A 23,486-nucleotide genomic window follows, 5' to 3' on the forward strand; every position below is an offset into this window, starting at 1 on the left:
CAGTGCTAATGAGGCACCTGCAAGCACCCCGCGATTTGACGCCGCGTGGCGCTCGCAGAAATGCCCAATGCCCACTTTTTGCGCTCCGGCCGCTCACAAGACTTAGACGACCATCAGCGACGAGTCCACTCCCTTCAGGGCTCCAACTACCGCCTGCGCATTCTTGATGCTCGCCGTCTTCGAGTAGGTGTTCTTCGTCCCATTCATAGCCCGGCTGAACCCGGAGTGGTACACCGCGTGCAGCTCCGTCAGGCGGGAACTGGTCTCCTCGTAGACGTAGATCTGCACCGCCCAACTACCGACGTTCTTGTCGTGTGAGGCGACAGCGCTGAAGGCCGGCTGGACCTCCATACCAGCAAACGGATCGTCACCCGGGTCGATTTTTCCGAACACGACCCGTCTGCCGTTCAGAGCGTTCTGGAACACTCGCGCGATCTCGCCGACATTCAAAGCGGATCTCACACGAATGACGTCACTTGGCATTTTCTAATCTCCGATCTTGGACTAAGCGGGCTTCCGATACTGAAAACCAGCAGCCGTGCAACAGATAGGTCCGTTCCAGACGCGGGTATGCTACGTCATTGCATCGAAAGCAACCAAGTTGTTATGTTACCGCCGACCATCAGCACAGCACTCCCCGGACGCCGAGCAACTGACCAAGAGGCCATCAAGATGGGACAGCTTAAACTAAGCAGAAGCTTGGTCAGTCTTCAAAGAACCCGCGAGGGTTTTCCAGAAACCTCCGGTGGAGGCCCACCAGTTCAAGCTCGTTCCAGGCAACCTCAGCAATGCCGTCTTCAGTCATTTGCAGAATCTGAGCACCTGGGATAGCTGAGATGAGCGGTGAGTGTGTTGCGTAGATAATTTGGACGTCTGGGTTCTTTGCAATCTCACGCAAGCGATACATCAAAGCCAAGGTCGACTCAACGGACAGCGGCCCCTCTGCCTCGTCGAGCAAGTAGAGCCCCGGACCATCAAAACGTCCAAGTATCGCCTGCAAGTACGACTCCCCATGACTCACTTCAGTCGAGAGCCGCTCCCCGTAGCCTCTGACGCCCATCTCAGTCATGTACGACAACATGCCGAAGGCAGTCTCAGCCCGCAAGAAGAAGCCCTTGGCGTGGGCACGAGTGAACCGCTGGCCGGTGGTTGTTCTCTTGAGTCGCAGTACTTCTCCGAGTGGCCCTTTCGTCAGACTGCTGCCGTACTTCCGTGCCCCATGGCCGCCTCGAACGTCTAGCCCGTAACTTTCGGCGATAGCTTCAACGAGCGTCGACTTGCCGGAACCGTTGGCACCCACTATGACCGTAATGGGGCTCGAAAACTGTAGACCTTTCTGCGCCACCTGACGGATAGCGGACACCGTAAACGGCCATGAACTGACGTCGTCGTTCTCGCTCAGAGCGTCAATGGCCGTAAATAGCATGTCAGTAGTATAGCAATGCTTCGGCCAGGCAAGGAAAAGAAACGTCGATCCTGCCACGTTCGTCGAACCAAGACCGACGTCAATTGACAGATTACTTCCAGTTGTCCTTGAAACCCTGTGCCTGGTTGTGGTGTGCTTCAGCCTCCCGGCGCTGACGGGCAACTTCTTCGGCGTGCTGTCTCGCCTTCTCGGCATTCTCAAGGGCGACGGCTGCAACCATGCGAGCTTGCTCGTCTCGGTACTTCTCCTGAGCGATTCGCTCCAGCTCTTCCTTTGCGGCGATCTGCTGCCTGGTGTAGTCGTCCACGCCTGCTCCTCGTGTCAGATACGAAACCTTTGTGGTGCACCGAATAGGTCTGTTCCAGGTGGATGCCTGCTACGCCATCGCATCGACAGCAACCAAGTCGTGACCTCAGTGGGTTAGAGAAAGACCATCTGCCGAGCCTTCCTGACGCTGCTCGACCGTTTGAAAAGTCGACACAACGAACAGCAATAAAGCCCGCCCTCCCATGCGGAAGGCGGGCTTTATTGCATTGCCAGGGACTAGAGCCGCTGAAACTCTCCATCAGCCATGCCGCCCGCAAAGGCGTCCCACTCGTCCGGAGTAAAGACGAGCGCCGGACCCTTACCCTGTTGCTTGCTGTCACGCATGGCCACGCGGCCGTCTTCTAGGAAGGCGACTTCTACACAGTTAGACTGACCGTTGCTGCGGCTGCTTTTCCGCCACTGAGCCCCGGTCAACTCGGCACTCATCATGACCCAAACTCCCTTGCTACTTCGATGAACATCTTCTTGCTGTCGGCCTCGTTTAGCGAGGCCTCCCAGATGCGCTCAAACGCCCGGTCGTAGCGCTCGATCTCCTGCGGCTTGTCCAGGTACAGGTCGCCGGTGAAGCCGTCCACGTAGACCGTAGGTGGCTCGGTTTCCTTGCCGTCACCGTTCATGGGGAAACGTAAGATGACGAACGGTCCGGACATGACGCCGTGGTGCAGGCCCGCGGTAAAGTGCGCTACCCGCAGCGTGACGTTGGGCAACTCGGCGACCTCCACCAGGCGGTTCAGCTGGCCGGCCTGGATAGCCGCACCTCCGACCGGGCGACGCAAGATGGCCTCGTTCAGGACAACCCGCAGCTCAGGGGAGGCCGTGACCCGAGTGAGCAGCGCTTGGCGCTCCATGCGCAGCCGAACTCGTCGCTCGATCTCCTCGGCGTCTACGTCGTTGTCCGCCATGATGAGCGTCCGCGCGTAGTCAGCGGTCTGGAACAGCCCCGGCACCAGCTCGGACTCGTACCACTGGAACGCGGAGGCAGCACCCTCCAACCCGATGTAGACGTCGAAACCGCCGGGGATGACGTCGCCGTAGGCGTGCCACCAGCCGCGCGTCTTGGTCTCCTTGGCGAGCCCCTTGAGCGCCTCGGTCATGTCCGGGTCTACCCCGTAGATACGACACATGGCCTCAACGTCCAGGCTCCTGAGACTGGTCTGCCCCGTCTCGATCCGCCAGATCTTGGCCTCGGACCACTCCAACGCTTCAGCGGCGGCCTTGACCGTCAGCCGAGCCTTGCCGCGCGCGTCGCGCAGGTACCGGCCGAGCTGCCTACGCGGCACTGTCGAGCCTGACATTCCGTCAGCCAACGTCTCCACCTCTCATTCTGGAGTCACCTTACACCCGTTTTGAAAGCATCTGAGCGCACGTCTTGAAATGCTAGACATGATTTCGGAGTTTTCCAAACGAGTCTTCTCTGTGAGTCTTGCATATTTGAGCTTCGTGGTGATTCACTCACAACCGGTAGCCAGCGAACGGCTGCCCCACGAATGTCCGCCCGGTGGTGCTGCGACCCCGACGCCATCACCGGGCGGGCTCACCAGCAAAGGGGTTCATGGGATGACTGCGCTTCTTGAGGACGACCTGCCGCCACATCTCGCGCTCCAGCCGCTGGCCTACGGCTACATGCGGGTGCCGTGCGACATACCGGACGCCAAGGTGCGCCGGATGGAGCTGGAGATGCAGCGCTTCGCCGAACGGCAGGGCTGGTGCCTGGCGGCCATCTTCTACGAGTTCGTCTGTGGCGTGCACGACGCCTTCGAGGAGCTGGTGGAAGAGCTAAAACGCGCCGATGCTCACCACGTCGTCATCCCGACCTACCGGCACTTGGCTCGCAGTCCGCTGCTCCAGAACAGCCTGCTACAGCGGTTGGAGTTCGACGCCCACGCCGAAGCTGTCGAGCTGGTGGAGACCGTCGCATGATTACCCCGAAGCCGGACGACCACCAGTCCGCGCGGCCGCCACTCGGCAACCGCGCAGGTCGCCGGACGTTTGCCACCAAGCTCAAGGCCGCGTCCGAAGCCAGGGCAACGACGTACGGGCTGGCCGTCCGCACCGTCTGGCGGCTCCTCAAGGAAGTGGACAGCACCATGCGGCGGACCGGGCCCGCTCCTGCTCGAAAGGGGCGGTGAACATGACCGCGGAAACCTTCCCTGAGCTGCACGTTCTCGCTCGTAAGTTGCTGACGATCCCGCCGGCCGAATATCCGGCCAACCCCCAGATGGTCTACGGCTACGTCCGTACCGGCACCGTGGACCCGGCATATGCCGATGCCTGCGCCGACCTCTTGACCTGGTGGAGTGTGGCCAGCGGTCTACGCCTCGGCACTATCTTCCGTGACCGGGGCGTGGCCAGTACGGCGCTCATACGTCCCGGGTTCACGGGACTGCTCGACGTGTTGCGGCTGCCGGACAGTGCCAGCGCGTTGGTCATCGAGAGCAAGCACCTCTCCGGCACGGCCACGATCGCCAAGCAGCTGACCGCAGAAATTCGTCGTACCGGCTCCACGCTGCGCATCCTGGCTGACGAGCTGGCCGAGGTGAGCGTATGAAGCGCCAAACGGGAGAGCTGGTCAACGCCCTGCACTCGGTCAACCGGCACGTGCCCACGGTGGCCACCGGCTTGTTGGCCGGAACCTTGCCGGTGGCCAAGCAGCACGAGTTCGCCGGACTACTCATCCAGCTGGGCAACTTGCTGCACCAGCACGCCGGCGACAGTCCGCCCGAGCCCCGGCACGCACTGCGCGACGACGGCGACGCCCCGCCCAGTCCGTGAACGGCTGGGCGGTCTGTGCTCTGGTGGTCATCGGGGCGCCGCTGCTCCTGCTCCTCCGCTGGGTCGTTTCTGACTGGCGGCGGGCGCGACGACGGCAGCGCTTCCGTGCCCGCCAGCAACCAGATTGGTCGGTCGCTGCGATTGTCGCGCGCGTCGAGCAGCAACGAGCTGACGAAGCAGCGGTCTGGCCAACCGAAGATCCCGAAGTGACCGACGTCTTGCCAGCGGTGCCGGTTAACGAGCAGCCCACCACCGTCACCCCGATTACCCGGCTGCCTGTTCGCAAGCGCCCATACGTCGAGCGCAGACCAAGCCCCTACCCACGGCAACGGACGCCGCTACAGGCACCGGACACCGAGATCATGCGGCAGGTGCTGGATGGCTTGCGACGATTCGACGAGAGGTAGCGACTCCTGGCCATCTTGCTGCTTCTCGCCGGGTTCCTGTTGGCGGTCCTCGGACTGGTGGCACTGGTGCTGGCTGTGCGTATCGCCCGCAGTTCCCGAGGTGGGCCGATCTATGCACCCATTGCGCTATCGCGAGCCCAGGCCGCGCTAGATACCGCCCAGTTGGCCGACTTCAACGAGCGCCGATTGGCGCTCGATCCTGACGTGACAGTGGTGCTGAGCCGGGTGGCGATGAACCGCATTACTGGCCGCTGGTAACGGGTTTGCGCCGACCGTCTACACCAGTTCGCCGGACCCCACGGGCAGTAGATCTACGACACTGCCCGTGGGGTGTCAGTGACGAGCTAGGGATACCAGGCCAAAGGACGCTATGCCGTGCTGGTGCAGCGGGGTGGCGTCCTTTTTGGCGTTTGTGCTGCTGGTCAGGCGGGTAAGTCAGCGTGCAATAGAGAAGTCGGCCAGCGCGAGATTATCGGAGATAGCCGCCTACCACTCCCAATAAAATCCCACTACTGCCCGTTCAATAGCTTCAACGTAGCGATGTACCGCCCGATGCTCGTCGAGAGAGAACTTATCTCGGTAAATCAACTTATTGTCAGGACCGGCGTAGTGCGCCCACTCGCCCCAATAAATGCTCCGGGGCAGCTTGTCAGGATGGAACTCGACGCGAACATCTAGGTGCTCAATACGTTCATGCGTACCGCGGCGCATTTCACAAGGTGGTGCAACGTCGTACTTTAGGATCGTCCAGAACTCTATATAACGCTCTTCTCCCGCTTTCAGCGGGTGAGGAAATTGCAATTCGACCGCCCAGATGCCCGACCCGAGCTCATGGAGTGGTCCCGCTTCGCCACCTCGAACTGCCTTAATCCGAGCATGCGGGGTGTCGAAGCGGTACAGATACGAGGTCAGGCCGTCGATGCGCGAGCGAAGAATAATTTCCGTGCGGTGACGTACGGGAAGGCCGTCGGGGCCTAACCAGTGGTGCTCTTGGAGTTTGAGCGTGTCGAAGGCCGGCTTTCGATAGCTTGGTCTCTGCTCCGGCAAGGGCAGCATCCCGACGATGACGCTTGGCCGCGCGTCTCCGCGGTACAACCCACGGATGCGGGTCACTTCTGCGTCAGAGAACCTGAACGCTCCAAGGAAGTGCCGCAGCAACTTGGGGCTCATAGCTACTCCCCGTAATGCCTTGCTTACCGGGTCCTTGAGCCTGCGCGGCAGATCTGTCACGGTATCCGGCTCTATGGCGTGTTCCCACATGTACAGCGCCAGGACCTGACAGACAGCCGCCTGCGTGATCTCCCCTGGCTTGATCTCCGCTGCAACCTCTTCCCACTGGTCACGGCACGGGCCAGGCTGGTACAGAAGCTCCCGAATGTGCAGGCCGGCCGCCTGCTCAGCCCGTCGCTGCTGGTCAGTTTTGCCTGGTCGGGGCATGCGCAGATAGCCTCCTCGTTTCGAGCGACATCTCCGCGACACCGCGTCCGTAGCGTCTACCTACGAAAGTACTGGATCGACGCAGAGAGGTGGGCAAGATGAGCGGCAATGGCCGATTTGAGACGCAGGACAACAACCCGAACGCGTGGGTTGGCGTGTCGTCGGATGGCGTCCACGAGGACACGGGTACTCCGGTGGCCTCGGAGTTCATCATCCAGGGCAAGAACCCGCCTGACCACATTCACCTCGGGTTCGACGAGTCTGGAGATCAACTCTTCGGACCGTCGGTGTAATCAGGCAGTATCGAAATGGCCCCTCTGGCCAGCAATCCAGGGGGGTCATTTCTTATGCGGGCCGCGTTAGGCCGTCTTCTTCAGCTACCGCCTCAGCAGCGCTTGAATAGATAGCATCGCTCGCTTGCGAAAGAAGCTGCCAGTGGGCAATCTCGTGGCGCTCAGCCCGAGTCATCAGCTCAAACCAATTCACTGAGTGAACTGCTTGCATGATTTCTACCATTCGGCGAGCTTCCTCAGTAGAACTCGACGGCCAGTGACTAGCAATTGCCGCCTCGACTTCTCGCACTTCTGACGACGCAAGGGAACGACCCGATCTGCGGGCGGTTAGTACATCTTCATAAATTTCATTGATACTACGCATAAGCATGTCTTTGTGCACGAGGCTGATTTTATATATGACGATAAAGGTGGAGCGGTCAGGCCCGAACTGACCATGCGAACGTCCTACGGCTCAACTGTGCACATGTCGATTACCCGCAGGCTTTTATACGCAAAATAAACAACTTGCATGGCGGCGATCCCACGCCCCTTCGCCCCATTAATAGCATAACAACGTGTTGCAAGATCGTCGAGTCAACAGGGCTAGCTGACACTCGCCCAGATGGCCATCGGCTCAAGCGCCGAGGAGCCTACACAGCGCAACCGCCGGCTTGCCAAATCTGCGGCGAACCGTCACCAGCCTGGTCGGGTCTCGCTGGGAGCCGTGATCCAGCCTGTCGACGACCACCTTCCGCTTACTCCACCTGGGTGACGAGGCTTGCAATCTGAGTGAAGTACTTCCGGCATAGCGGGTGCTAGCTACACTGAGCGCACGGCATGACACAGATACGAGACACAGGGAGCGCGTGCGCGGGGGCGCAGTGGTAGGGGGAGATCGTTGACCACCGGAGGGGAGGCCGCTGGTGCTCGGCATGCGCTGGTTCGGCTGGACGATGCACCTGAGCGGCTGCCAGATCTGCTGTTTGTGCTGGTAACACCACCCGAGGGTGGTCAGCCTGGCGGGGTCGAGGTGCGGCGGACTATCCGGCAGGACAAGGCCGTCACCGTCTACAGCGCGATTGATCTGCTCGTCGGTGCCTGCGGGGCGGGGCAGCCGTGGGAGCAGATCACCCGCGACCAGCTGATCGCATTCTGCGAGGAGCTGAAGGTCAGCACGATCATCCTGGACGCCGTGCTGGATGTCGTACCTCGTTATCCCGAGGTCGACAGCCGGGATCAGCCACCGCTTGAAGAACTCGAGCCGCTAGAGGAGCACGACAGCTACCTGTATGTGCCCTCGCGGCCGGTGCGCGAAGGTCAGTATGTGGTGGAACTGGAGCTGCAACCCGACCCGAGGGGTCGCCCTATCCTGCTGGCCTACACGTCGTCCGAGCTGCTGGTTCACGGCTGTGGGGAGCACCAGCCATGGGTTGCAATCCACACCGACGATATTGCCGACGTGGCCGAGGAATCCGGTGCCTACGGGGTGCTCCTCAACCCCGTCTTGGCTGACGAATCGCGCCATGCTGGGCCTGTGCACAACTGGAATTCGCGCTCGATCGGAGGGAACTGACGTGAGTGGGCCATACGGGGAAAGCGCGGGATACAGCTTCACCCCCGACGCGCTGAACAGCATCGTTGGGCAGTTGCGGCAGGGTGAGCAGGAACTTGACAGGGTGACGTCTGGTGTCGTGAGGGGCGTTGACGCCGGAGCCTCGTCGGCAGCAGTTGGAACGGTGCTCTCAGACATCGTGCAGATGGCGACCGCTTGTGCTGGCGTGACCGGCGGCACCGCGGCCAAGGTGCACGCCGCCAACGGCGCGTACGACAATATTGAGAACGATGCAGCCGGCCAAGTGACACTTAGCGGGCAGCAGAACACACCCGACAGCCGCCGCGAAGACCACGTGCACGGGTAGAGGGTACTCATGGGACAGGCGCTCAACACCACGGTTAATGGGTCGTCCGGCACCTGCGTGGCTGCCGCCGACTGGCTGCACACGGTGGCAGACGCGGGACACCGCGCGGCGGGCAACGTCCGTTCCGCTCACACCACCGCTGAAGCTGGCTGGCAAGGACCCGCGAGCCAGGCTTTCATGGACGCGATCAACAACGTCGACGTCGTCTCCGACGAGATGGGCGAATGGGCGACTCGCACCGAGCGCGGTTTGCGCGACTTCGCCTCGTCGCTGGACGCGGTAGTTGCCAGCATGCAGGACGCCCTCGCCAAAGCCACCGCGGGCGGCTTGGCTGTGCAAGGGCCGTTCATCGTCGAGCCCGATCCGATCACGACGCCTCAGCCAGGCACGCCCATTAAGGTGTGCATGGCGAACAATGTCACCGGGATCGTCGGCACCTACGGCGGGGACATCAAGGCGTACAACGCCGAAGTAGCCGTCTACAACGGCAAGGTGGCCGTCTACAACACCTGCAAATCAATCGTCGATGCGGCTCGTACCGCTGAGGGCAACGCCCACGGAGCACTCCGGCAGGCCATCCAGCCGCCTCCGCAGGGACCACAGATTGACACGTACCAGGTCGGCACTACCACGATCTCCCGAGTCAACGGGTACATCAAGACCTTCGAGAACCCTCGCGCGGAGAACCTTCTTAAAGCGCAGCGCTCTGACGCTGCCGGGAAGTTCTTCGACAGTTGGGCGCTCGGCACCCAAAGTACCTGGACTGAAGCTGACAAAGACCTGGTCAAGTGGGCTGGCGACGAGGCCCGCAGCAACAAGGCCGCTTACGAAACTAAAGCTCAGCAGTACGGCCAATACGTCGAAAAAGTGCCCGAGCCGATCCGCAAACTCATTTCGGCGTATCCCGGCAAAAGCTTAATTCACAATCTCCCCGATGACGCCAGCATGGGCCTCAAAGCAGGCCAGAAACTCCTTCGTGGCATGCCGTACGTCGGCAGTCTCATCACCGCCGGGACCGAAGCGTTCAGCGCCGCGAAGGGTGAGCAGAGCTGGGGCAAGGCAGCGGCCGACACTGGCGGCATTATCGGCGGTGGTGCGCTCGGCGGCATTGGCGCCAGCGCGCTGGCCGGCGCGCTCTACGGTGCACCCCTCGGCCCCGTCGGCTCGTTCGTCGTGGGTACGGTCGGCGGGATTGCCGGAGCCATCGGTGGGCAAGCTGTTGCAGATTGGCTGGTGCCGAGTTGAGCGAGAGGCCAGAGCACGTGACACCCCATCCACCTGAGGGTGACGAGCCACCGTTGGAGAGCTTGCCGCCGCGTCCTGACAGCGAGATCGGTGAACCGTTCCCGCCGCATGGCCTGTCCTACATGCGCGGTGACGCACCCGACCCCGAGTTTGACTCGAACCGTGAACGACGGCTGTCGCGGAAGCCACTGCCACCGCCCGGCCTCGGCCCGGTCCTGGCGTGGCACCGGGAAAGTCCTCGGGGCAAGGTTGTCCTGGTCCTGAGTGGTGTCGGGTTAATGCTGGTCATCGTGGCCGCAATCTCCGTTTTCAGCGGGAGCGGCCTGTCAGCGTTCACCTACTGGCAGATGTGGGTGTTCGTGGTCGTCGGCACCGTGCTGATGTCCAGCCCCTTCAGCTCTATGACCTATGCCGCAGGAGCCGACTGGCTTCTCGTCGAACGGACCCGCTGGGGCATCAAGAAGCGCATGTGGGTGGACCTCTACGAGCTGACCAAAATCGACGCTTCTTACGGCGGCACTACGTTTCACCTGTGGCTCTACGACAAGGACCTCGGGTTCGGCCGAAGTCTCGAAGAACTCCAGCGCGACCGCAAAATTTGGGATCTCGTCTACAACGGGATCTTGCATTCGGTGGCCAACGGTGCTCAGGTCAGCGTCCAGGCCATTGGCATACTCAAGCTCAACGAGACTCCGGCGCTGCGGCTGCGGGAGTCGGCCCGGTCGTCTGGGGAGGAGTAGAGGGGCACGATAGCACACCGCTCGTCTGATGACCTCCGCTAAAACGCAAGAATTCCAAAAGGCGACACTTGACCTTCTAGGACTCGCTTACACCACGGAAGAATCGACACTTCTCTCTCCTCAAAGGCGTCATCAAGGATCGACGGTATCGATTCCACCTCTAGCAATGACTGTAGAGTTCCGTAATCCTGGTCCGATCTGTCAACACAACTTACGATAAAGTGAGCCGCGGCGACTGCCTCATGGTGTAGGTATCTAAAGGTCGATTCTCTTGCGATCGCCGCCACGGTGCCAGCCGATGAAATGAAAGTACGCGCTTGTGCTAGCGTAAGTTCGCCGGGCGCTCGAAGTGCGTTCAATTTCAAGTGAAGTAGGTCTGCCCGCAACGCAAGTTCGATGTCGTTATCCTCGCGTGCCAGTTTCCGCAGAGCATTGCAACGTGTCGCGCAGGCGGGATAGTCATTATTCCTAGCTGCATCATAACGTATTTGGTCGTAGTGCTCACTAAAGCTCCGTGGCTCTCGGGAGTCTAGAACTGGAATCCAAAAGTAGTAGAATTGATGATTCTCTGCGTAGGCTTTCTGGAACTCGTCATGTCTTGAGTTAACGGCAAATAACTTGATGAGGTCAGTGACAGCTGCTTGAGCCGTCACCCTCGCCAATGCTGCGTTAGCTTCCATACTCAGGAGGGGCAGGCCGGTCTTACTGAACTGGCCATAGTCCTGGAACTTAGCAATTTCTTCATTACTTAGCGCACCCATCTCAGATTGAATATTCCAACGTCCTTCACTGCCAGTGATTGTCGTAGCATGACGTGCCCCGCTGAGCGCAAAAGCCTTACCGCAAATATTACTGGCTTGTTGCTCACCTTTTCCAAACGCATCGCGTGCCCAGAGGTACAGTTCGGTGGCGTTCTTCCAATCTCCCTCTTTGGCCCTGGCTTCTGCTGCTCGAAGAAAAGCCTCTCCGAGCCAAAGGCTCGGCGGCTCAGGCCAACTCCACAGCAGTTGCATAGTGGCGAAGGCGAATGTAAATAGTTCTGCTGCTGGTTTAATCTTGACAATTAGCAAGGCATCGTTCTCAAGTAGCCGTGCCCATACTCGGTGTTCGAGATCATCGTCGTTAACATTTTGATTCGCCACGCCGGCTATCGCGTGCAAATTTGTCGCATATCGTAGGTGATCGCCGTCACTAGCGTAATCGCTTGCAGCTGAGGCGTAGGCCAGTTCCGCATGATCGAGATCAAGATCTTTTAATTGTCCAAGCGCTTTCTTTGACGCTTCGGGCAACGCACCGCCTGTGTAGAGAATTTGCCAGACATGCAATAGACGGCCTCTCTGGTCGAAGGCTTGGTTGTGAATTCCATCAAACTTACCAAGGATGGTAACGACCCGACCAAGGTTGCAGTCGTACCGCTCGTCGTCAGAGATACTCGATAGTCGGTTTAAAGCACAGTCAACGTGGGCATATTCACCGTTGATTGCACCTTGCAGCGCCCGGCCTATCAGGGCATCAGGCACCGAAAAACCGAAGGCTGCCAAAATTGAGATGATGGCGTCCTGCTTCATGTCTCCTGCAAGTAGAACACCGACTAGTTGGTGCGTCAGGCTATGCATACGCCATTGCTCGTCATCGCTTTTCAAGAGCCGCAACCGTCGCAACTCGGCGAAGCCTACAGCGAACGGATAGCCGGGTGTCGTAGGTGCGACACCAAGTCGAGTTAGAAGAATGTCGTGACTGTCGGATAGCAGTGACAATGGAATAGCGTACGACAAGGTCTGCGCCAGCAGCCACAGCAGCAGCAAAGCTTCCGGGCATTCATCAGTTAGCCGATTGAGCATCTCTAAGTAGATAAACGTCAATGAACGCTCTGTGCTTGAACCAGGCCGGGAATCATAGGCTACGCCCGCCTGTAACTGTTGTTGCGCGACAAATACTGGCACCTGCATCCATCCGTCGTTGATAAGGCCGGAGGCATGGTCGATTGCTAGCGGCAAGTTGTGCAACTCAACCGCCAACAGTGAGCACTCGTCATCGGTTGCCCGTTCCGGCTCGATAAGCATCCGGGCAAGCCCTGCCGCCTCGGCAGGCAGCATCTCGTCAACTTCGACGAGGCGATACGGGCATCGTAAGGCTAGCTCGCCGTAGTTAGAAGTGAGCACAAAGAGAGTGGTTGGCTTGTGCGAGATGATCGCTTCTACGATCTCGCCGTCGGCCACGTCGTCCAACAGGACAACCGGCTGGCCGTTCTTTGGGTTGGCAATGTAGCTCGTGAAGTCGCGCGCTAACTGCGCGTCTTCACGTCCGACAGTTGGTATGTCGCGTAGGGAAAGCTCACGGGCAATGGACTGATACAAGGCACTAGAAGATGAGGCATCAAGGCGGAAGGAATCACGCCCACTGGCTTCCATCTGGGCAACAAGTTCGCTAGCTAGCCTTGATTTGCCCGTACCGCGGCTTCCTACGAAACATACGACGCCTTGGGGGAGTTCTTTGGCGGCTTGCCAGAATTTCTGTTCGAGCGGCTCGCGGTGAATGAAGGTGCTGACCTTGTCGGCATCTTTAGGTGGCAACTTTGCGAGTGTGGGCTCAGTTACGTCACCAGGACACAGGTGTGCGGCAATCTTCTGGCAAGCATCTGCAAAATCTTTTTGACCAGCACTGACCTGGACTCGATATTTTTCGACTGAGTGGCGCGCAAGGTACTGTTTGCGCGCTGTGAGATCTCCAGTCAAGGTTTCATCTTGAAGAAGATTAAAGTACACCCGCACAAGATTGCGATACTGCTCGATCTTGTCGGCGAGACTCAATGAGCGGCGAGTTCCGTCCCGTGGTTGCAGCTGATCAATGCGTTCGCCCAGAGTTTCGGCAAGGGTATTCCACAGGCGTCCGGGCGTCTGATCTAGATCGAGGCCAAGCACTTTGGCGAGAGCAGCACCCTTGCCCTGAAGGAATTTTACAAAGTCTTCGTCAGACCGCGCCGCACCCTCGTCTTTCGCGAAAGAACGCAGGCTGTTATAGACCTCTGCAAAAGTGGCTCCCGCACTCTCGGTCACGCAACCATCCTCCCTGCCCCAAAGTACGAACTATACCCTAGGTGCCTTGCAAGAGTTTTGACATATATTTACTGAAATGTTACAAACATAACAGTAAAGGCAACTGTTATGTCAGAAAATAGTCCACGAAAACGTCGAGAATATGAATTTGTTCAGCGATACACATCTAACGATCCCAGAAGCGAAGAAGCGACCGCAGCGCGAGGCGGTGCGCCACCGACGCCAATGGAGTTGGCTGTGTGGTTTAAGCGCGTACCCGGACCAAGGTTTGACTCTTACGACGTGGAGACACTCGCAGGATTGATTGAACGTGACGAAGTGCCACCCGATTTTGACGTAAACCTATTTTATCAGCAGATGGCACAACCTCGGCCTGCCGACCGCCAGATCGGCCACTCGCCACAAGTTCCACCGGAAGCGGAGCCTGCTCAGCCTGAGTATCCAGCTGCACCGCAACCGCCGACTGACCCGTACGACCCAACTGGTCAGTAGCCTCCGTGCGTTGCGGCCAAAGCACCTTTGACCTGCGCAAACGTAGTGGTCACAAGCGGCGGCCAGCCTACGACCGGTCATAACTCGATTCGGCGGCCGCCTCCTGGTCTAGTAGTTGGCGTCAGGCAGTCACGGCAACCAAGCGTCCGCCGGAACTGCATCCCCCGCTCAGAGGTAGGGGAGGTGTACACCTCACATGAAGCAAGGTTCTGGCTCCATCATCGGCCGTGTTGTCGGCATTGTTGCTGGCCTCTTGGTACTCGGGCTGTTTTTGCGGCTCATTGCGGGCATCCTTACCCCGGTGTTGCCCGCCGCGTTGTGGCAGGCCATTTCGGCCGGCTGGGACAACCTGTTCGGCATGGTTAGCCCAGCACTTCCGGCCATTGGAGCCGCGGTTGTCCTCGGTGGCATTTGCTGGGTTGTCGTCGGCCGACGCCGCTAGCCCTCTCGTCGTCTTTATTATTCTCATCCTCGTTGGAGACTTTCATGTTCTTCTTTATGCTGCTATTTTTCTGCCCGTTCGCCTTGTGGATCTTCCTTTCGGTGCTCAGCCACGTCATGGTCTGGCTGGTGGTGGTTGGGGTGCTGGTGCTGGCCGTCTGGCTGGTTGTGCGCATGGTCAAGCGGTGACCACTGAGGTGCTGGTGCTGGTTGCCAGCTCGGCCGGCTACATCATCGGCCGAGGGCACCAGTGGTTTCGTACCGCCCGCTACCTGATGGGCACCGACAAGAAGAAGGGAGTCCGCAAGTGAACAGTACCCCGAACCCGCCCCCAACTGGTGATCTGGCAGTCCAGCTGCGGCGGTTGAGCAAGCTGCTGGCGTCGACGGTTGAGCGGCTGGAGAAAGCAGAGGAAACCACAGCGCTCACCTTGTTCATCCAGGACGAGCTGTGCCAGCACGTCGAGCGGCTGCTCGACTACGTCGCCGAGCACCGCAAGCAGGTGCGGGCCACCGTGATGGCCGCCGATGTGTTCGCCAATCCGACGGCACACGAGGAATACCAACCCGAATGAGAGAGGACAAGACGACGAACGAAACAGGGGTGGGTGCGGCTGGACCGCACCCACCGGAGTCCAAGCGATACAAGACGATCCTGGCTGATCCGCCCTGGGATATCCAGCAGCAGGGCGGCTACGGGGCCGGACGACACTACCCGCTGATGTCCATCGACGAGATTTGCTCGTTGCGAGTCGATCGGCTGGCGGACGACAACGCCCATCTCTGGTTGTGGACCACGAACGCGGCGCTTCCGGCCGCGCAGGATGTCATCCAGGCGTGGGGTTTCCGTTACGTCAACCTCGTTACGTGGGTCAAGCCGCGGCTTGGCCTGGGTGTCTACCTCCGTAACGCGAGCGAGCAACTGCTGTTCGCGGTGCGAGGTAGAGCGCCGATCTTGTACCGGAGCCAGCCGACCTGGCTGTTCGCACCGGTACAGGAGCACTCCCACAAACCCGAAGAGGCGTATGCCGTCATTGAGCGGTGTTCGCCTGCCCCTCGGGTTGAGTTATTCGCCCGTCGCACCCGGCCGGGGTACGACGTGTGGGGCAACCAGGTGAGCTGTGATGTGGCGCTCTGAGGCACGACGGTGACCGGAGATAGGGCGGCTGCGGCCGTGCAGCGGGCGGTGACGTCGGTGGCCTACGGGTGTCGAACGAGGTCGCGGGGTTGCTGTTGCAGGATCTCCGCGCACCACGCGCCTGAGCTTCGGTTGTCGTGAAATATACAACTGTCACCAGGGGTCCCACCGTCTTCGGCTCGCTAGATCGCTTGACACGGCTTTTGTTTACAGGCACAAGAACAAGTAGAGGCTATTGCGCTGCTGAGACGCTGACGAATAAGGCCACTGGCCGGTCATCTCGCCGCGACGCTTAGAGATTTATTACTTTTCACGATGCTACGCGAAAGGAGGAGTTTGCTATGCCCAAAAACCAACGGGAGGTTCGGATACGCGGAACACAACGCGAGGTAATTGACGCGGACTTGATGGCGCAGATCGTCATCATGCTCGGTCGGCAACTCAAGCAGGAGACTATGACCGACACGGCGCCGGACATGGCTGAGAACGACGATCAGGATGACGGGAGTACATCGTGATCCTCTTCGCCGTGTTGCTCTGCGGCTGTGCCGTGTTGTTCGTCGTGGTGCTCGGCGCACAAGCGTGGGAGGCGGACCGCTGGTCTCGATCGCTTGTGCGCTACCGGCTGGGCCTGCCCCGTAACCTGACCGCCAGAGACGTGGCTGCCTGGTTGAGCCAGATCGGCGCGCACACAGTGCCGCCCCGTTTCTCGCTCCTTCAGACGTGGCCGGTGGCGGTCGAGATCGAAGCCAGCAGTAAGGGCATCACGCATACGGTGTTGGTGCCGGAGGGACGACATGCGGCAGTGCTGGCCTCGCTGCGAGCGTCGTTGCCCGGTGTTCGCGTCGACGTCCTGCCCGGCGATGAGCCGGCCGCGGTCTACCAGGCCGGAGTTGAGCTCCGCCTGACCAGTCATACTGCTCCGCTCGGTGATGACCGCGCCGTGACCGCTGCCAACGGCGCCTTGGCCGCCTTGCAGCCGTTGCCCTCAGGCAGTGCCGTCCGCGTGCAGTGGCTGTTTGCCGGTGTCCGGGCCAGCAAGTCAGTGGGTACCGGGACGGACGCGCTGCGGCTGTTCGCCGGGGCGACCCCCGACGACCACAACCTGCTACGCGACCAGCGACAGAAGCAGCGAGCACCGCTACTGGTTGCTACCGGTCGGATCGCGGCCAGTGGGCCGAGCAAAGCACACGCCTTCGGCGTCATCCACCGGATCGTGGGCGCGCTGCGCGTCTTGGAAGCACCCGGCGCGCACTTTCTGTGGCGGATAGTCCCGAGCTGGCTTGTACGCCAGCGCATAGCGACCCGCCAAGTCCCCTTGCTCGCCTGGCCACTGACGTTCAACGCCTTGGAAGCGGTCGGCGCGGCAATGTTTCCCCTCGATGGCGTGGCCCTGCCGGGGTTGCGTTCGGGCACCAGCCGCCGAATACCGCCGTCGCCCGATCTGCCCCGCACTGGCGTCGTGATCGGCGAGACCAACTACCCCGGCATCACACAGCCGCTGGCCATCCGGCCCCGCGACCGCACCATGCATACATACGTCCTTGGGCCAACCGGCACTGGAAAATCGACCCTGCTTGCCAATATGGCCCTGAGTGAGATCAACGCTGGCTACGGTGGAATCGTCGTCGATCCCAAGTCTGACCTGATCACCAGCATCCTTGAGCGATTTCCTGAGCATCGTCTGAAGGACTTGATCGTACTGGACCCGAGTGACCTGAACTATCCAACAGGCTTTAATCCGCTAGCTATCGGTGGTGGTGAGCACGAACGCGAACTGGCTGCCGAGACCATCGCGCACGTCCTAAAAGACATCTTTCGTGAGAACTGGGGACCTCGCACCGACGACATATTGCGAGCCGCCCTGCTGAGTCTCGTGCGGATTCCGGCACCCAACGGCGAGCCGTTCGCGATGACCGAAATTCCGGAGCTGCTGACGAATGTTGGTCTGCGACACTACGTCGCGAACCATCCGAAGCAGCATGACCGCTGGCGGGATTACTGGCGAGAATATGACCAACGCTCGGAGGCTGAGCAGTTGAATATGGTCGGCCCGGTCTTGAATAAGCTGCGGGCATTTACTCATCGCACGAGTTTGCGTCTGATTCTCGGGCAAGCACGCGGAGTCGATCTCAACGAGATATTCACAAAGGGAAAGATCGTGCTGGTGCCCCTGTCCGACGGGTTGATCGGCACGGAGGCTGCTAGTTTGGTGGGGTCACTGCTGGTTGGTAGCGTTTGGCGCGCAGCATTACGACGAACCGCTGTACCGTCCGAACAACGGCGGAAGACTTTCGGCGTATTCGATGAGTTTCAAAACATCGTTCGGATGAGCAACGACGTAACGGATATGCTAGGGATGGCTCGGGCTCTCAATTTTGGGCTAACCCTGGCTCACCAGTACGCCAAACAGGTGCCGGAAGCCGTCCGGGCAGCCGTACTCGGAACCGCACGAACGCAGATCTTCTTTCAGACCGAGTACGAGGACGCGCAACTGGTCGCCAAGCGCGTGGCACCTGTGCTCATCGCTGACGACCTGATGGGGCTCGGCGCGTATGAGATGGCCGCGCGGTTGTGTGTGGATGGACAGACTCGGCCGCCGGTCACTGGTCGCACGCTGCCGTTGTCCGCAGCCATCCGGGACGCTGTAGCGCTCCGCCGCAACCTAGCCGGCATCCACGGCGTTGCTCGTGCCGAAGTTGAAGCCGGGCTGCTCGCTCGCGCTCACGCCACACGTGGCACGCGACCGATCCGGCTCGGCGAGATCCCGACAAATGGAGGCATCGTATGAGCCGCCGAGCCCTTGACTTCGACGTTGATGTCGCTGCGCTGCTCCCAACCGGCCTGACCTTGGAAAATCGGGCGATAGCAGCCGGGCAATACCGCCTCTTGCAAGGAGAGTCATTATGACGCCGACACCACCCCCGAAGCGGGTACGGGCTCGACACCTCGCCTGGGTCGCCGAGCGCCTGAGTCCCCGTGACTGGCAGGTTCTGGAGACCGTGAACCGGTTGCACCTCGTCACCGGTTTTCAGGTCGAGCGCCTCCATTTTGTTGATCTTGCTGGGCGCTCCCGCATCGTCACCCGCTCACGATCCTTGGCGCGACTTGCCGAGTGGCGGGTGTTGCACCGGTTGCCGCGTCGGGTTGGTGGCGCAATGCGGGGATCCAGTGTGGCCGTGTACGGCCTGGGGATCGCCGGGCAACGCCTACTGGCGGTACGGACGAATAGTAGTAGCAATCCTCCTTCGGTTCGACCAGCACGCGTACCAAGCGACCGGTTTGTCGCGCACATCGTGGCGGTTAGTGAGTTATATGTAGAACTCCGCGAGGCCGAGAGAACCAACTCGCTGATACTCCGCAATTTTACCACTGAACCGGGCGCGTGGTGGCCGAACTCACGGGGCGGCTGGCTAAAGCCGGACGCGTTTTTAGTCACAAGCAACGGGCGAGTTGATCAACTGTTTTGGGCGGAGATAGATCGGGCAACGGAAAGCCTTGCCACGATTGATCGGAAGCTGCGGACCTACGTGGACTTTGTGAACCGGGGCGGCCTTGGCCCACGGTCAGCAGTACCCCGCGTACTCGTGACCGTGCCGCATGAAGTGCGACGCGCCGGGATCGTCCGGGTAGTCAGTCGCCTGCCGGAACCAGCAAGCGAACTGGTGCTGGTGACCGTCGATCGTGACGCCGTCGTGGCGTTGCTAAAGAGCCTGGCGGGACTGCCTCCGTAACGACACCAACTACCTGTATCCCGAAAATGGGACGACCGTGGTATAGTAAGGGGGATAAGCGGAGGACCAGATGGACCAACCAAGCGCCCCGTCAGCATCGACGTTAGGGAGCTTCCTGAAACAAGCACGAGAGCGTGCCCAGCTTAGCCTTAGTGACCTTTCAGAGATTACGTGTGTTCCTCGGAACACTATCCATCGCCTAGAGCGAGACGAGGTGCTTCACCCTTCGATCTTCGTTCTACTTGCGCTGGTCAACGCTCTTGAACTCAAGACACTCGATGTACTTGCGCTTCTTGGCGTTGATCAAGCAGCCCAGCTACCAGACCTCGCAACCTACTTGCAGATCAAGTATCCGCAAGTACCGGAGGCAGCACGCACTGAAGCGCAACGGCGATTGGAAGAGATCCTGCACAAGCACGAGCATAGCAACAAGAACGCCCCCTAATGCACGGAGAATTAACCTAAAACTACACCCCCGCGAAAGGAGGTGAATTTGCGATGACTGCGAACAATAAGAAAAGCGTGATCGATCAGATCCGCGACATTGCACCAAAGCGGGCACTGACACTCGGTGACGCTTACCAACTGGCAGAGGAGCAAGCCAAACAACTGCTCCGCTTACTTGATATAACAGCGCCACACGTTAGCTATGACGGCCTCCTGGCGCTACCCGACATTACGGTCGTAGTCGAGCCAAAGTACAAGATGAAACACCTTGTGGGCATCAGCCGTCACAAAGACGGTAAATGGCTCATCCAAGTAGACAAGAATGATGTCCACGGACGGCGGCGCTACACGCTGGCCCACGAGCTGAAACACGTCATTGATGACGGTCTCGACACGATGCTATATGCCAATCTGGGCTACGGCGACCCTGACATCAGAAGTCAGCAGATCGAGACACTGTGCCAGTACTTCGCGGCGTGCTTCCTGATGCCGAGGACGTGGGTCTCTGCTGCCTGGCTTAACGGCATACGCGACGTTCGCAACCTGGCATCTCTGTTCCAGGTTTCGGTGAGCGCCATGGAGATACGGCTCAAGTATCTTGGCCTCTGGGATAGCGAGCCCGGTCGCGCGACGCGGACTTATTTCAGCCAGGTTCGCGCACCGTTTACGGCATCGATCGATAAAAATTTGGTGGATTGCATATAGAGAGTTATAACTCGACTGCAAGGAGGGTAACAATGACCAAAACAAGTAGAGACGTTCGAGACGCCACGATGGGGGTCGGGCGTCGGAAACGAGCAGTGCTGTACCTGCGGGTGTCGACGCCAAGCCAGGTGAACACCGACTACAACCCGGAGGGCATCTCGATTCCCGCTCAGCGCGAAGCAGGCCAGCGCAAGACTGCCGCACTGGGCGCGGACATCGTGAAGGAGTTCATCGAACCGGGCAAGACGGCTACCAGCATCGACAAGCGACCGGTGTTTCAAGAGATGATGGCGTGGCTGAAGGACCACAAGGACATCGACTACGTCATCGTCTACCATTTCAACCGGATCTTCCGGAACAGCATCGATGCGGCGATCACCAAGAAGGAACTCGCCAAGCACGGTGCCCGGATCGTCTCCACCATCCTCGACATGGGCGAGTCGCCCGAAAGTTCGATGGTGGAGTCGATCATCCACGCGGTTGATCAGTACCAGTCACAAGCCAGCGGTGCCGATATCCGCTACAAGATGAGTCAGAAGGTCAAGAACGGTGGAACCGTAGGCCAGGCCAAGACCGGCTACCTCAACGTGCGGGAAACGAAGCCAGAGGGCGGCGAGATTCGGACCATCTCCGTCGATCCCGTGCGCGGCCCACTGGTGGCCAAGGCGTTCGAGCTGTTCGGCACCGGTCAGTACAGCGGAACGCAAGTGCTCCAGACGGTCACGGCCGCTGGGTTGACCAGCCGCGGTACGCGTCGCCGGCCGACGAAACCACTCAGCCTGAACACGCTGTACTCGATGCTCAGCGACCGTTACTACGTGGGCTATGTGTCCTACGACGGGCAGGAGTACAAGGGGCGACACGAGCCCCTCATCACCGAAGAACTGTTCGACCGGGTACAGCGGGTGCTCGTACTGCGCGGCGGAGGTGGCACGCGGGAACGGCGACACAACCACTACCTCAAGGGGGCACTGTGGTGCGGTCGCTGCGGCAGCCGCTGCATCATCATGCCGGGCAAAGGCAACGGAGGGACCTACTTCTACTTTCTGTGTCGAGGCCGCCAAAAACACGCCTGTGACCAGCCGTACATCGCGGTGCATGACATCGAGGCCAAGGTTGAGCAGCACTACGCCACGGTTCGCCTAACGGAGGATTTCCGGACCACGGTACGTCAGCTGCTTGACGACACACTGTTATATGAGCTTGGCAGCATGGACGCGCTGCGCAAGCGTCTGAAGGGCCGCTTGGCCGAGTTGGACACCACGGAAGATCGCTACGTGGAGCTCCTGGATGACCCCGCGTGGCCACGCGCCAAGATCAAGCAGAAGATTGCAACCATCGAGGTCGAGCGGCGAGAGATCAACGATCAGCTCACCGACACAGCAAGCAAGATCGACCGAGGGCGCGAGTTCTTCACACTGGCGCTCAAGCTGCTCAGTGACCCGCAGAAGTTCTACCGCGAGGGTGGCTCCGCTGTGAGGCGGGCCATGAACAAGGTCATCTTCGACAAGCTCTACGTCGATGGCGACGAAATCAGCGGCCAGGACTTCACTGAAGGGCTTCACGACCTCGTTGAGGCCGATCGGACGTACTACCGGCGCGAACGGCCTGTGAGCGCCGTGTTGGCCGACACAGGGACAGCTCGGGCCGCTGCTGAGGGGTGGAACGCAATCAGCCCCCTCACGAATGAGGGGGCTGATTGGGCCGAAGCTACCGGGACGGACCTGCTTGACCTGGCCCTTGCGGACTGTGGTTCAAGTAAGGCCGTCATGGTGGAGCTGAGGGGAATCGAACCCCTGACCTTCTCGATGCGAACGAGACGCGCTACCAACTGCGCTACAGCCCCTGGTAAACCTTGAGCCCCTTACTTGGTGCTCGTAGAGCTTATCAGCGCGCTACGAGCACCTCGCGGCGGGGGTCACTCCCCGACGGCGCGGCGGTACGGGCTGGTCCCGGGCTCGTCGAGTTCCTCGAAGGCCGGGTCCTCGTCGTCGAGGTCGACCACGACGGCCTGGCGGCGGATGCGGGACATCGGGGACGGCTTGCGTTCCACGATCTCGCGGCGTTGCGGGGCGACCACCTCGACGTCGTCCTGCTCGCGGGCGTCGTCGCGCTCGGGGGCGGGGCGCCCGGCGACCGGGTGGGCGGCCGGCTCTTCGTCGGCGATCGGGCGCTCGCTGGTGCGGCGCGGGGCCCGCGTGCTGCTGTAGCGCGCCATCCGCCGCTGCCGGATCTCGTTCTCGATGCGGACCTGGCGGCGCAGGTAGCCGAGGTAGCCGACGAGGACCACGTCCACGACCGCGTGCCCCCACCAGACGATGGGCAGCACGAAGCCCGCGAAGGCGGCCGAACCGGCGGCGACCACCAGCAGGATCACCACGATCCGCTGGCGGAAGGCGTACTTGGCCCGCGCGGCGATGTCCGCGGCCTCGGGGTCGAACCCGCCTCGGCCGGGGCGGTAACTCGCGCGGCGCTCGCGCACGGGCTCGTCCCGGACCGCCCGCGAGGGCTGCGGCAGTGGATCTGGCTCGAGTTCCTCGTCTTCGTCGAGGTCGGCATCGAGCTCCGCCTCGAGTTCGGCGAGGTCTTCCTCCACCGAAGGCTTCGCACTGTCGGACATGGCGAACTCCTCCTGTCCCTCGTTGCGAGAGCTCCCGCTGCGCACGACCCGCGCGGCCAGCGCGGAGGTAGGCGTTCGCGCGACCTGCTGGCGCTTCCGGGCCACCATGGGCACGAGAACGACGAGCCATGCCGCGGCGAGCGCGACGATGATCACCGAACTGGGCATCCCCCGTCACCTCCCCCGATCCTCTGCTGTAGTCACGCTAGCCACAACAGTCACACAGGAGGCGCAGACTCGCCGACTTCGATCACGAAAAACCGCCACCGGATTAGGTGAATCTCACAGTATGTGGTAACGCGTGAT

Annotated in this window: 31 protein-coding genes, 1 tRNA gene and 1 pseudogene; 22 read left to right on the forward strand and 11 right to left on the reverse strand. The window is 60.5% G+C overall.

Translation table 11 applies throughout. The annotated features are described in order from the left end of the window. Positions 1-102: 102 nt before the first annotated feature. From OG371_RS09745 to OG371_RS09765, 5 genes are all read right to left on the reverse strand, one after another. Positions 103-483: a hypothetical protein gene (locus OG371_RS09745; RefSeq protein WP_329067744.1), complete on the reverse strand. Its 381-nt coding sequence runs from the start codon at positions 481-483 to the stop codon at positions 103-105. Positions 484-703: 220 nt separating this feature from the next. Further along, the gene (locus OG371_RS09750) at positions 704-1,426 is read right to left on the reverse strand and encodes an AAA family ATPase (protein WP_329067746.1); all 723 of its coding nucleotides are present in this window, start codon (positions 1,424-1,426) and stop codon (positions 704-706) included. A 91-nt stretch (positions 1,427-1,517) separates the two neighbouring features. Beyond that, a complete protein-coding gene (locus tag OG371_RS09755; RefSeq protein ID WP_329067748.1) occupies positions 1,518-1,733 on the reverse strand; it encodes a hypothetical protein in 216 nt (71 codons plus the stop codon). A gap of 236 nt (positions 1,734-1,969) precedes the next feature. Then, positions 1,970-2,182 carry a DUF397 domain-containing protein gene (locus OG371_RS09760; RefSeq protein ID WP_329067750.1) on the reverse strand — a complete coding sequence of 71 codons (213 nt, stop codon included), beginning with the start codon at positions 2,180-2,182 and terminating at the stop codon, positions 1,970-1,972. Further along, positions 2,179-3,060: a helix-turn-helix domain-containing protein gene (locus tag OG371_RS09765; RefSeq protein ID WP_329067751.1), complete on the reverse strand. Its 882-nt coding sequence runs from the start codon at positions 3,058-3,060 to the stop codon at positions 2,179-2,181. Before OG371_RS09765 ends, OG371_RS09760 begins: the two co-directional genes overlap by 4 nt. 250 nt (positions 3,061-3,310) lie before the next feature. On the opposite strand from OG371_RS09765, the gene OG371_RS09770 reads away from it, so the two are divergent. The 6 genes from OG371_RS09770 to OG371_RS09795 are packed head-to-tail and all read left to right on the forward strand — an operon-like array spanning position 3,311 to position 5,190. Further along, on the forward strand, positions 3,311-3,673 hold the full coding sequence (locus OG371_RS09770) for a hypothetical protein (RefSeq protein ID WP_329067752.1): 363 nt from the start codon (positions 3,311-3,313) through the stop codon (positions 3,671-3,673). Further along, positions 3,670-3,882, forward strand: a complete 213-nt coding sequence (locus OG371_RS09775; RefSeq protein ID WP_329067754.1) for a hypothetical protein — start codon at positions 3,670-3,672, stop codon at positions 3,880-3,882. Before OG371_RS09770 ends, OG371_RS09775 begins: the two co-directional genes overlap by 4 nt. 2 nt (positions 3,883-3,884) lie before the next feature. Then, complete coding sequence (locus OG371_RS09780) at positions 3,885-4,301, forward strand: hypothetical protein (RefSeq protein WP_329067756.1); 417 nt, start codon at positions 3,885-3,887, stop codon at positions 4,299-4,301. Then, complete coding sequence (locus OG371_RS09785) at positions 4,298-4,525, forward strand: hypothetical protein (RefSeq protein ID WP_329067757.1); 228 nt, start codon at positions 4,298-4,300, stop codon at positions 4,523-4,525. Before OG371_RS09780 ends, OG371_RS09785 begins: the two co-directional genes overlap by 4 nt. Then, positions 4,522-4,932, forward strand: a complete 411-nt coding sequence (locus tag OG371_RS09790) for a hypothetical protein (RefSeq protein WP_329067759.1) — start codon at positions 4,522-4,524, stop codon at positions 4,930-4,932. The genes OG371_RS09785 and OG371_RS09790 overlap by 4 nt, the downstream gene beginning before the upstream one ends. Positions 4,933-4,947: 15 nt before the next feature. Next, on the forward strand, positions 4,948-5,190 hold the full coding sequence (locus tag OG371_RS09795; RefSeq protein WP_329067761.1) for a hypothetical protein: 243 nt from the start codon (positions 4,948-4,950) through the stop codon (positions 5,188-5,190). A 228-nt stretch (positions 5,191-5,418) separates the two neighbouring features. Here the strand turns inward: OG371_RS09795 and OG371_RS09800 are convergent, their stop codons facing one another. Continuing rightward, positions 5,419-6,369: a hypothetical protein gene (locus tag OG371_RS09800; protein WP_329067763.1), complete on the reverse strand. Its 951-nt coding sequence runs from the start codon at positions 6,367-6,369 to the stop codon at positions 5,419-5,421. A gap of 98 nt (positions 6,370-6,467) precedes the next feature. On the opposite strand from OG371_RS09800, the gene OG371_RS09805 reads away from it, so the two are divergent. Beyond that, on the forward strand, positions 6,468-6,662 hold the full coding sequence (locus OG371_RS09805) for a hypothetical protein (protein WP_329067765.1): 195 nt from the start codon (positions 6,468-6,470) through the stop codon (positions 6,660-6,662). A 52-nt stretch (positions 6,663-6,714) separates the two neighbouring features. Here OG371_RS09805 and OG371_RS09810 read toward each other — a convergent pair whose 3' ends face one another. Next, positions 6,715-7,044 carry a hypothetical protein gene (locus OG371_RS09810; RefSeq protein WP_329067767.1) on the reverse strand — a complete coding sequence of 110 codons (330 nt, stop codon included), beginning with the start codon at positions 7,042-7,044 and terminating at the stop codon, positions 6,715-6,717. Positions 7,045-7,542: 498 nt separating this feature from the next. On the opposite strand from OG371_RS09810, the gene OG371_RS09815 reads away from it, so the two are divergent. From OG371_RS09815 to OG371_RS09830, 4 genes are read left to right on the forward strand one after another with little or no spacing between them, the layout of a single operon-like run. Beyond that, the gene (locus OG371_RS09815) at positions 7,543-8,217 is read left to right on the forward strand and encodes an SAV_915 family protein (RefSeq protein WP_329067769.1); all 675 of its coding nucleotides are present in this window, start codon (positions 7,543-7,545) and stop codon (positions 8,215-8,217) included. 1 nt (position 8,218) lies between these two features. Continuing rightward, entirely contained in the window at positions 8,219-8,563 is a 345-nt protein-coding gene (locus OG371_RS09820; RefSeq protein WP_329067771.1) for a hypothetical protein, read from the forward strand. 9 nt (positions 8,564-8,572) lie between these two features. After that, complete coding sequence (locus tag OG371_RS09825; protein ID WP_329067773.1) at positions 8,573-9,808, forward strand: WXG100 family type VII secretion target; 1,236 nt, start codon at positions 8,573-8,575, stop codon at positions 9,806-9,808. 53 nt (positions 9,809-9,861) lie between these two features. Next, the gene (locus tag OG371_RS09830; protein WP_329067775.1) at positions 9,862-10,548 is read left to right on the forward strand and encodes a hypothetical protein; all 687 of its coding nucleotides are present in this window, start codon (positions 9,862-9,864) and stop codon (positions 10,546-10,548) included. A 38-nt stretch (positions 10,549-10,586) separates the two neighbouring features. On the opposite strand, the gene OG371_RS09835 is transcribed toward OG371_RS09830, so the two are convergent. Beyond that, positions 10,587-13,604: an ATP-binding protein gene (locus OG371_RS09835; protein ID WP_329067777.1), complete on the reverse strand. Its 3,018-nt coding sequence runs from the start codon at positions 13,602-13,604 to the stop codon at positions 10,587-10,589. A gap of 688 nt (positions 13,605-14,292) precedes the next feature. On the opposite strand from OG371_RS09835, the gene OG371_RS09840 reads away from it, so the two are divergent. The 11 genes and pseudogenes from OG371_RS09840 to OG371_RS47380 all read left to right on the forward strand — a co-directional run. Further along, positions 14,293-14,538, forward strand: coding sequence for a hypothetical protein (locus OG371_RS09840; protein ID WP_329067779.1), 246 nt, complete (start codon positions 14,293-14,295; stop codon positions 14,536-14,538). Between the two features lie 44 nt (positions 14,539-14,582). Next, entirely contained in the window at positions 14,583-14,726 is a 144-nt protein-coding gene (locus OG371_RS09845) for a hypothetical protein (protein ID WP_329067781.1), read from the forward strand. Next, entirely contained in the window at positions 14,723-14,848 is a 126-nt protein-coding gene (locus OG371_RS09850) for a hypothetical protein (protein WP_329067783.1), read from the forward strand. Before OG371_RS09845 ends, OG371_RS09850 begins: the two co-directional genes overlap by 4 nt. A 53-nt stretch (positions 14,849-14,901) precedes the next feature. Beyond that, a complete protein-coding gene (locus tag OG371_RS09855) occupies positions 14,902-15,111 on the forward strand; it encodes a hypothetical protein (RefSeq protein ID WP_329067785.1) in 210 nt (69 codons plus the stop codon). After that, a complete protein-coding gene (locus tag OG371_RS09860) occupies positions 15,108-15,674 on the forward strand; it encodes an MT-A70 family methyltransferase (protein ID WP_329067787.1) in 567 nt (188 codons plus the stop codon). Before OG371_RS09855 ends, OG371_RS09860 begins: the two co-directional genes overlap by 4 nt. A 341-nt stretch (positions 15,675-16,015) precedes the next feature. Beyond that, entirely contained in the window at positions 16,016-16,192 is a 177-nt protein-coding gene (locus tag OG371_RS09865; protein ID WP_329067790.1) for a hypothetical protein, read from the forward strand. After that, positions 16,189-18,465, forward strand: coding sequence for a type IV secretory system conjugative DNA transfer family protein (locus OG371_RS09870; protein ID WP_329067791.1), 2,277 nt, complete (start codon positions 16,189-16,191; stop codon positions 18,463-18,465). Before OG371_RS09865 ends, OG371_RS09870 begins: the two co-directional genes overlap by 4 nt. Before the next feature lie 115 nt (positions 18,466-18,580). Continuing rightward, positions 18,581-19,408, forward strand: coding sequence for a replication-relaxation family protein (locus OG371_RS09875; protein ID WP_329067793.1), 828 nt, complete (start codon positions 18,581-18,583; stop codon positions 19,406-19,408). Positions 19,409-19,478: 70 nt separating this feature from the next. Continuing rightward, entirely contained in the window at positions 19,479-19,853 is a 375-nt protein-coding gene (locus OG371_RS47375; protein WP_442876095.1) for a helix-turn-helix domain-containing protein, read from the forward strand. 53 nt (positions 19,854-19,906) lie between these two features. Then, complete coding sequence (locus OG371_RS09880) at positions 19,907-20,560, forward strand: ImmA/IrrE family metallo-endopeptidase (RefSeq protein WP_329067794.1); 654 nt, start codon at positions 19,907-19,909, stop codon at positions 20,558-20,560. A 68-nt stretch (positions 20,561-20,628) separates the two neighbouring features. Further along, positions 20,629-21,627: pseudogene (locus tag OG371_RS47380) on the forward strand (recombinase family protein); the annotation flags it as partial. Positions 21,628-21,753: 126 nt separating this feature from the next. Here the strand turns inward: OG371_RS47380 and OG371_RS09890 are convergent. The 3 genes from OG371_RS09890 to sepX form a co-directional block, all read right to left on the reverse strand. After that, a complete protein-coding gene (locus tag OG371_RS09890) occupies positions 21,754-22,125 on the reverse strand; it encodes a hypothetical protein (protein WP_329067798.1) in 372 nt (123 codons plus the stop codon). Between the two features lie 205 nt (positions 22,126-22,330). Next, a tRNA-Ala gene (locus tag OG371_RS09895) sits at positions 22,331-22,406 on the reverse strand. 72 nt (positions 22,407-22,478) lie between these two features. Then, positions 22,479-23,348: a divisome protein SepX/GlpR gene (gene sepX, locus OG371_RS09900; protein ID WP_329067800.1), complete on the reverse strand. Its 870-nt coding sequence runs from the start codon at positions 23,346-23,348 to the stop codon at positions 22,479-22,481. Between the last annotated feature and the right edge of the window lie 138 nt (positions 23,349-23,486).

This window comes from Amycolatopsis sp. NBC_01480, assembly GCF_036227205.1.
GTDB lineage: Bacteria > Actinomycetota > Actinomycetes > Mycobacteriales > Pseudonocardiaceae > Amycolatopsis.

Bases quoted from the DNA above. Each gene is read 5' to 3' on its own strand.
- OG371_RS09745 (WP_329067744.1), bottom strand. From the start codon at position 483: ATGCCAAGTGACGTCATTCGTGTGAGATCCGCTTTGAATGTCGGCGAG.
- OG371_RS09750 (WP_329067746.1), bottom strand. From the start codon at position 1,426: ATGCTATTTACGGCCATTGACGCTCTGAGCGAGAACGACGACGTCAGT.
- OG371_RS09760 (WP_329067750.1), bottom strand. From the start codon at position 2,182: ATGATGAGTGCCGAGTTGACCGGGGCTCAGTGGCGGAAAAGCAGCCGC.
- OG371_RS09770 (WP_329067752.1), top strand. From the start codon at position 3,311: ATGACTGCGCTTCTTGAGGACGACCTGCCGCCACATCTCGCGCTCCAG.
- OG371_RS09775 (WP_329067754.1), top strand. From the start codon at position 3,670: ATGATTACCCCGAAGCCGGACGACCACCAGTCCGCGCGGCCGCCACTC.
- OG371_RS09780 (WP_329067756.1), top strand. From the start codon at position 3,885: ATGACCGCGGAAACCTTCCCTGAGCTGCACGTTCTCGCTCGTAAGTTG.
- OG371_RS09785 (WP_329067757.1), top strand. From the start codon at position 4,298: ATGAAGCGCCAAACGGGAGAGCTGGTCAACGCCCTGCACTCGGTCAAC.
- OG371_RS09800 (WP_329067763.1), bottom strand. From the start codon at position 6,369: ATGCCCCGACCAGGCAAAACTGACCAGCAGCGACGGGCTGAGCAGGCG.
- OG371_RS09805 (WP_329067765.1), top strand. From the start codon at position 6,468: ATGAGCGGCAATGGCCGATTTGAGACGCAGGACAACAACCCGAACGCG.
- OG371_RS09825 (WP_329067773.1), top strand. From the start codon at position 8,573: ATGGGACAGGCGCTCAACACCACGGTTAATGGGTCGTCCGGCACCTGC.
- OG371_RS09840 (WP_329067779.1), top strand. From the start codon at position 14,293: ATGAAGCAAGGTTCTGGCTCCATCATCGGCCGTGTTGTCGGCATTGTT.
- OG371_RS09845 (WP_329067781.1), top strand. From the start codon at position 14,583: ATGTTCTTCTTTATGCTGCTATTTTTCTGCCCGTTCGCCTTGTGGATC.
- OG371_RS09860 (WP_329067787.1), top strand. From the start codon at position 15,108: ATGAGAGAGGACAAGACGACGAACGAAACAGGGGTGGGTGCGGCTGGA.
- OG371_RS09865 (WP_329067790.1), top strand. From the start codon at position 16,016: ATGCCCAAAAACCAACGGGAGGTTCGGATACGCGGAACACAACGCGAG.
- OG371_RS09875 (WP_329067793.1), top strand. From the start codon at position 18,581: ATGACGCCGACACCACCCCCGAAGCGGGTACGGGCTCGACACCTCGCC.
- OG371_RS47375 (WP_442876095.1), top strand. From the start codon at position 19,479: ATGGACCAACCAAGCGCCCCGTCAGCATCGACGTTAGGGAGCTTCCTG.
- OG371_RS09880 (WP_329067794.1), top strand. From the start codon at position 19,907: ATGACTGCGAACAATAAGAAAAGCGTGATCGATCAGATCCGCGACATT.
- sepX (WP_329067800.1), bottom strand. From the start codon at position 23,348: ATGCCCAGTTCGGTGATCATCGTCGCGCTCGCCGCGGCATGGCTCGTC.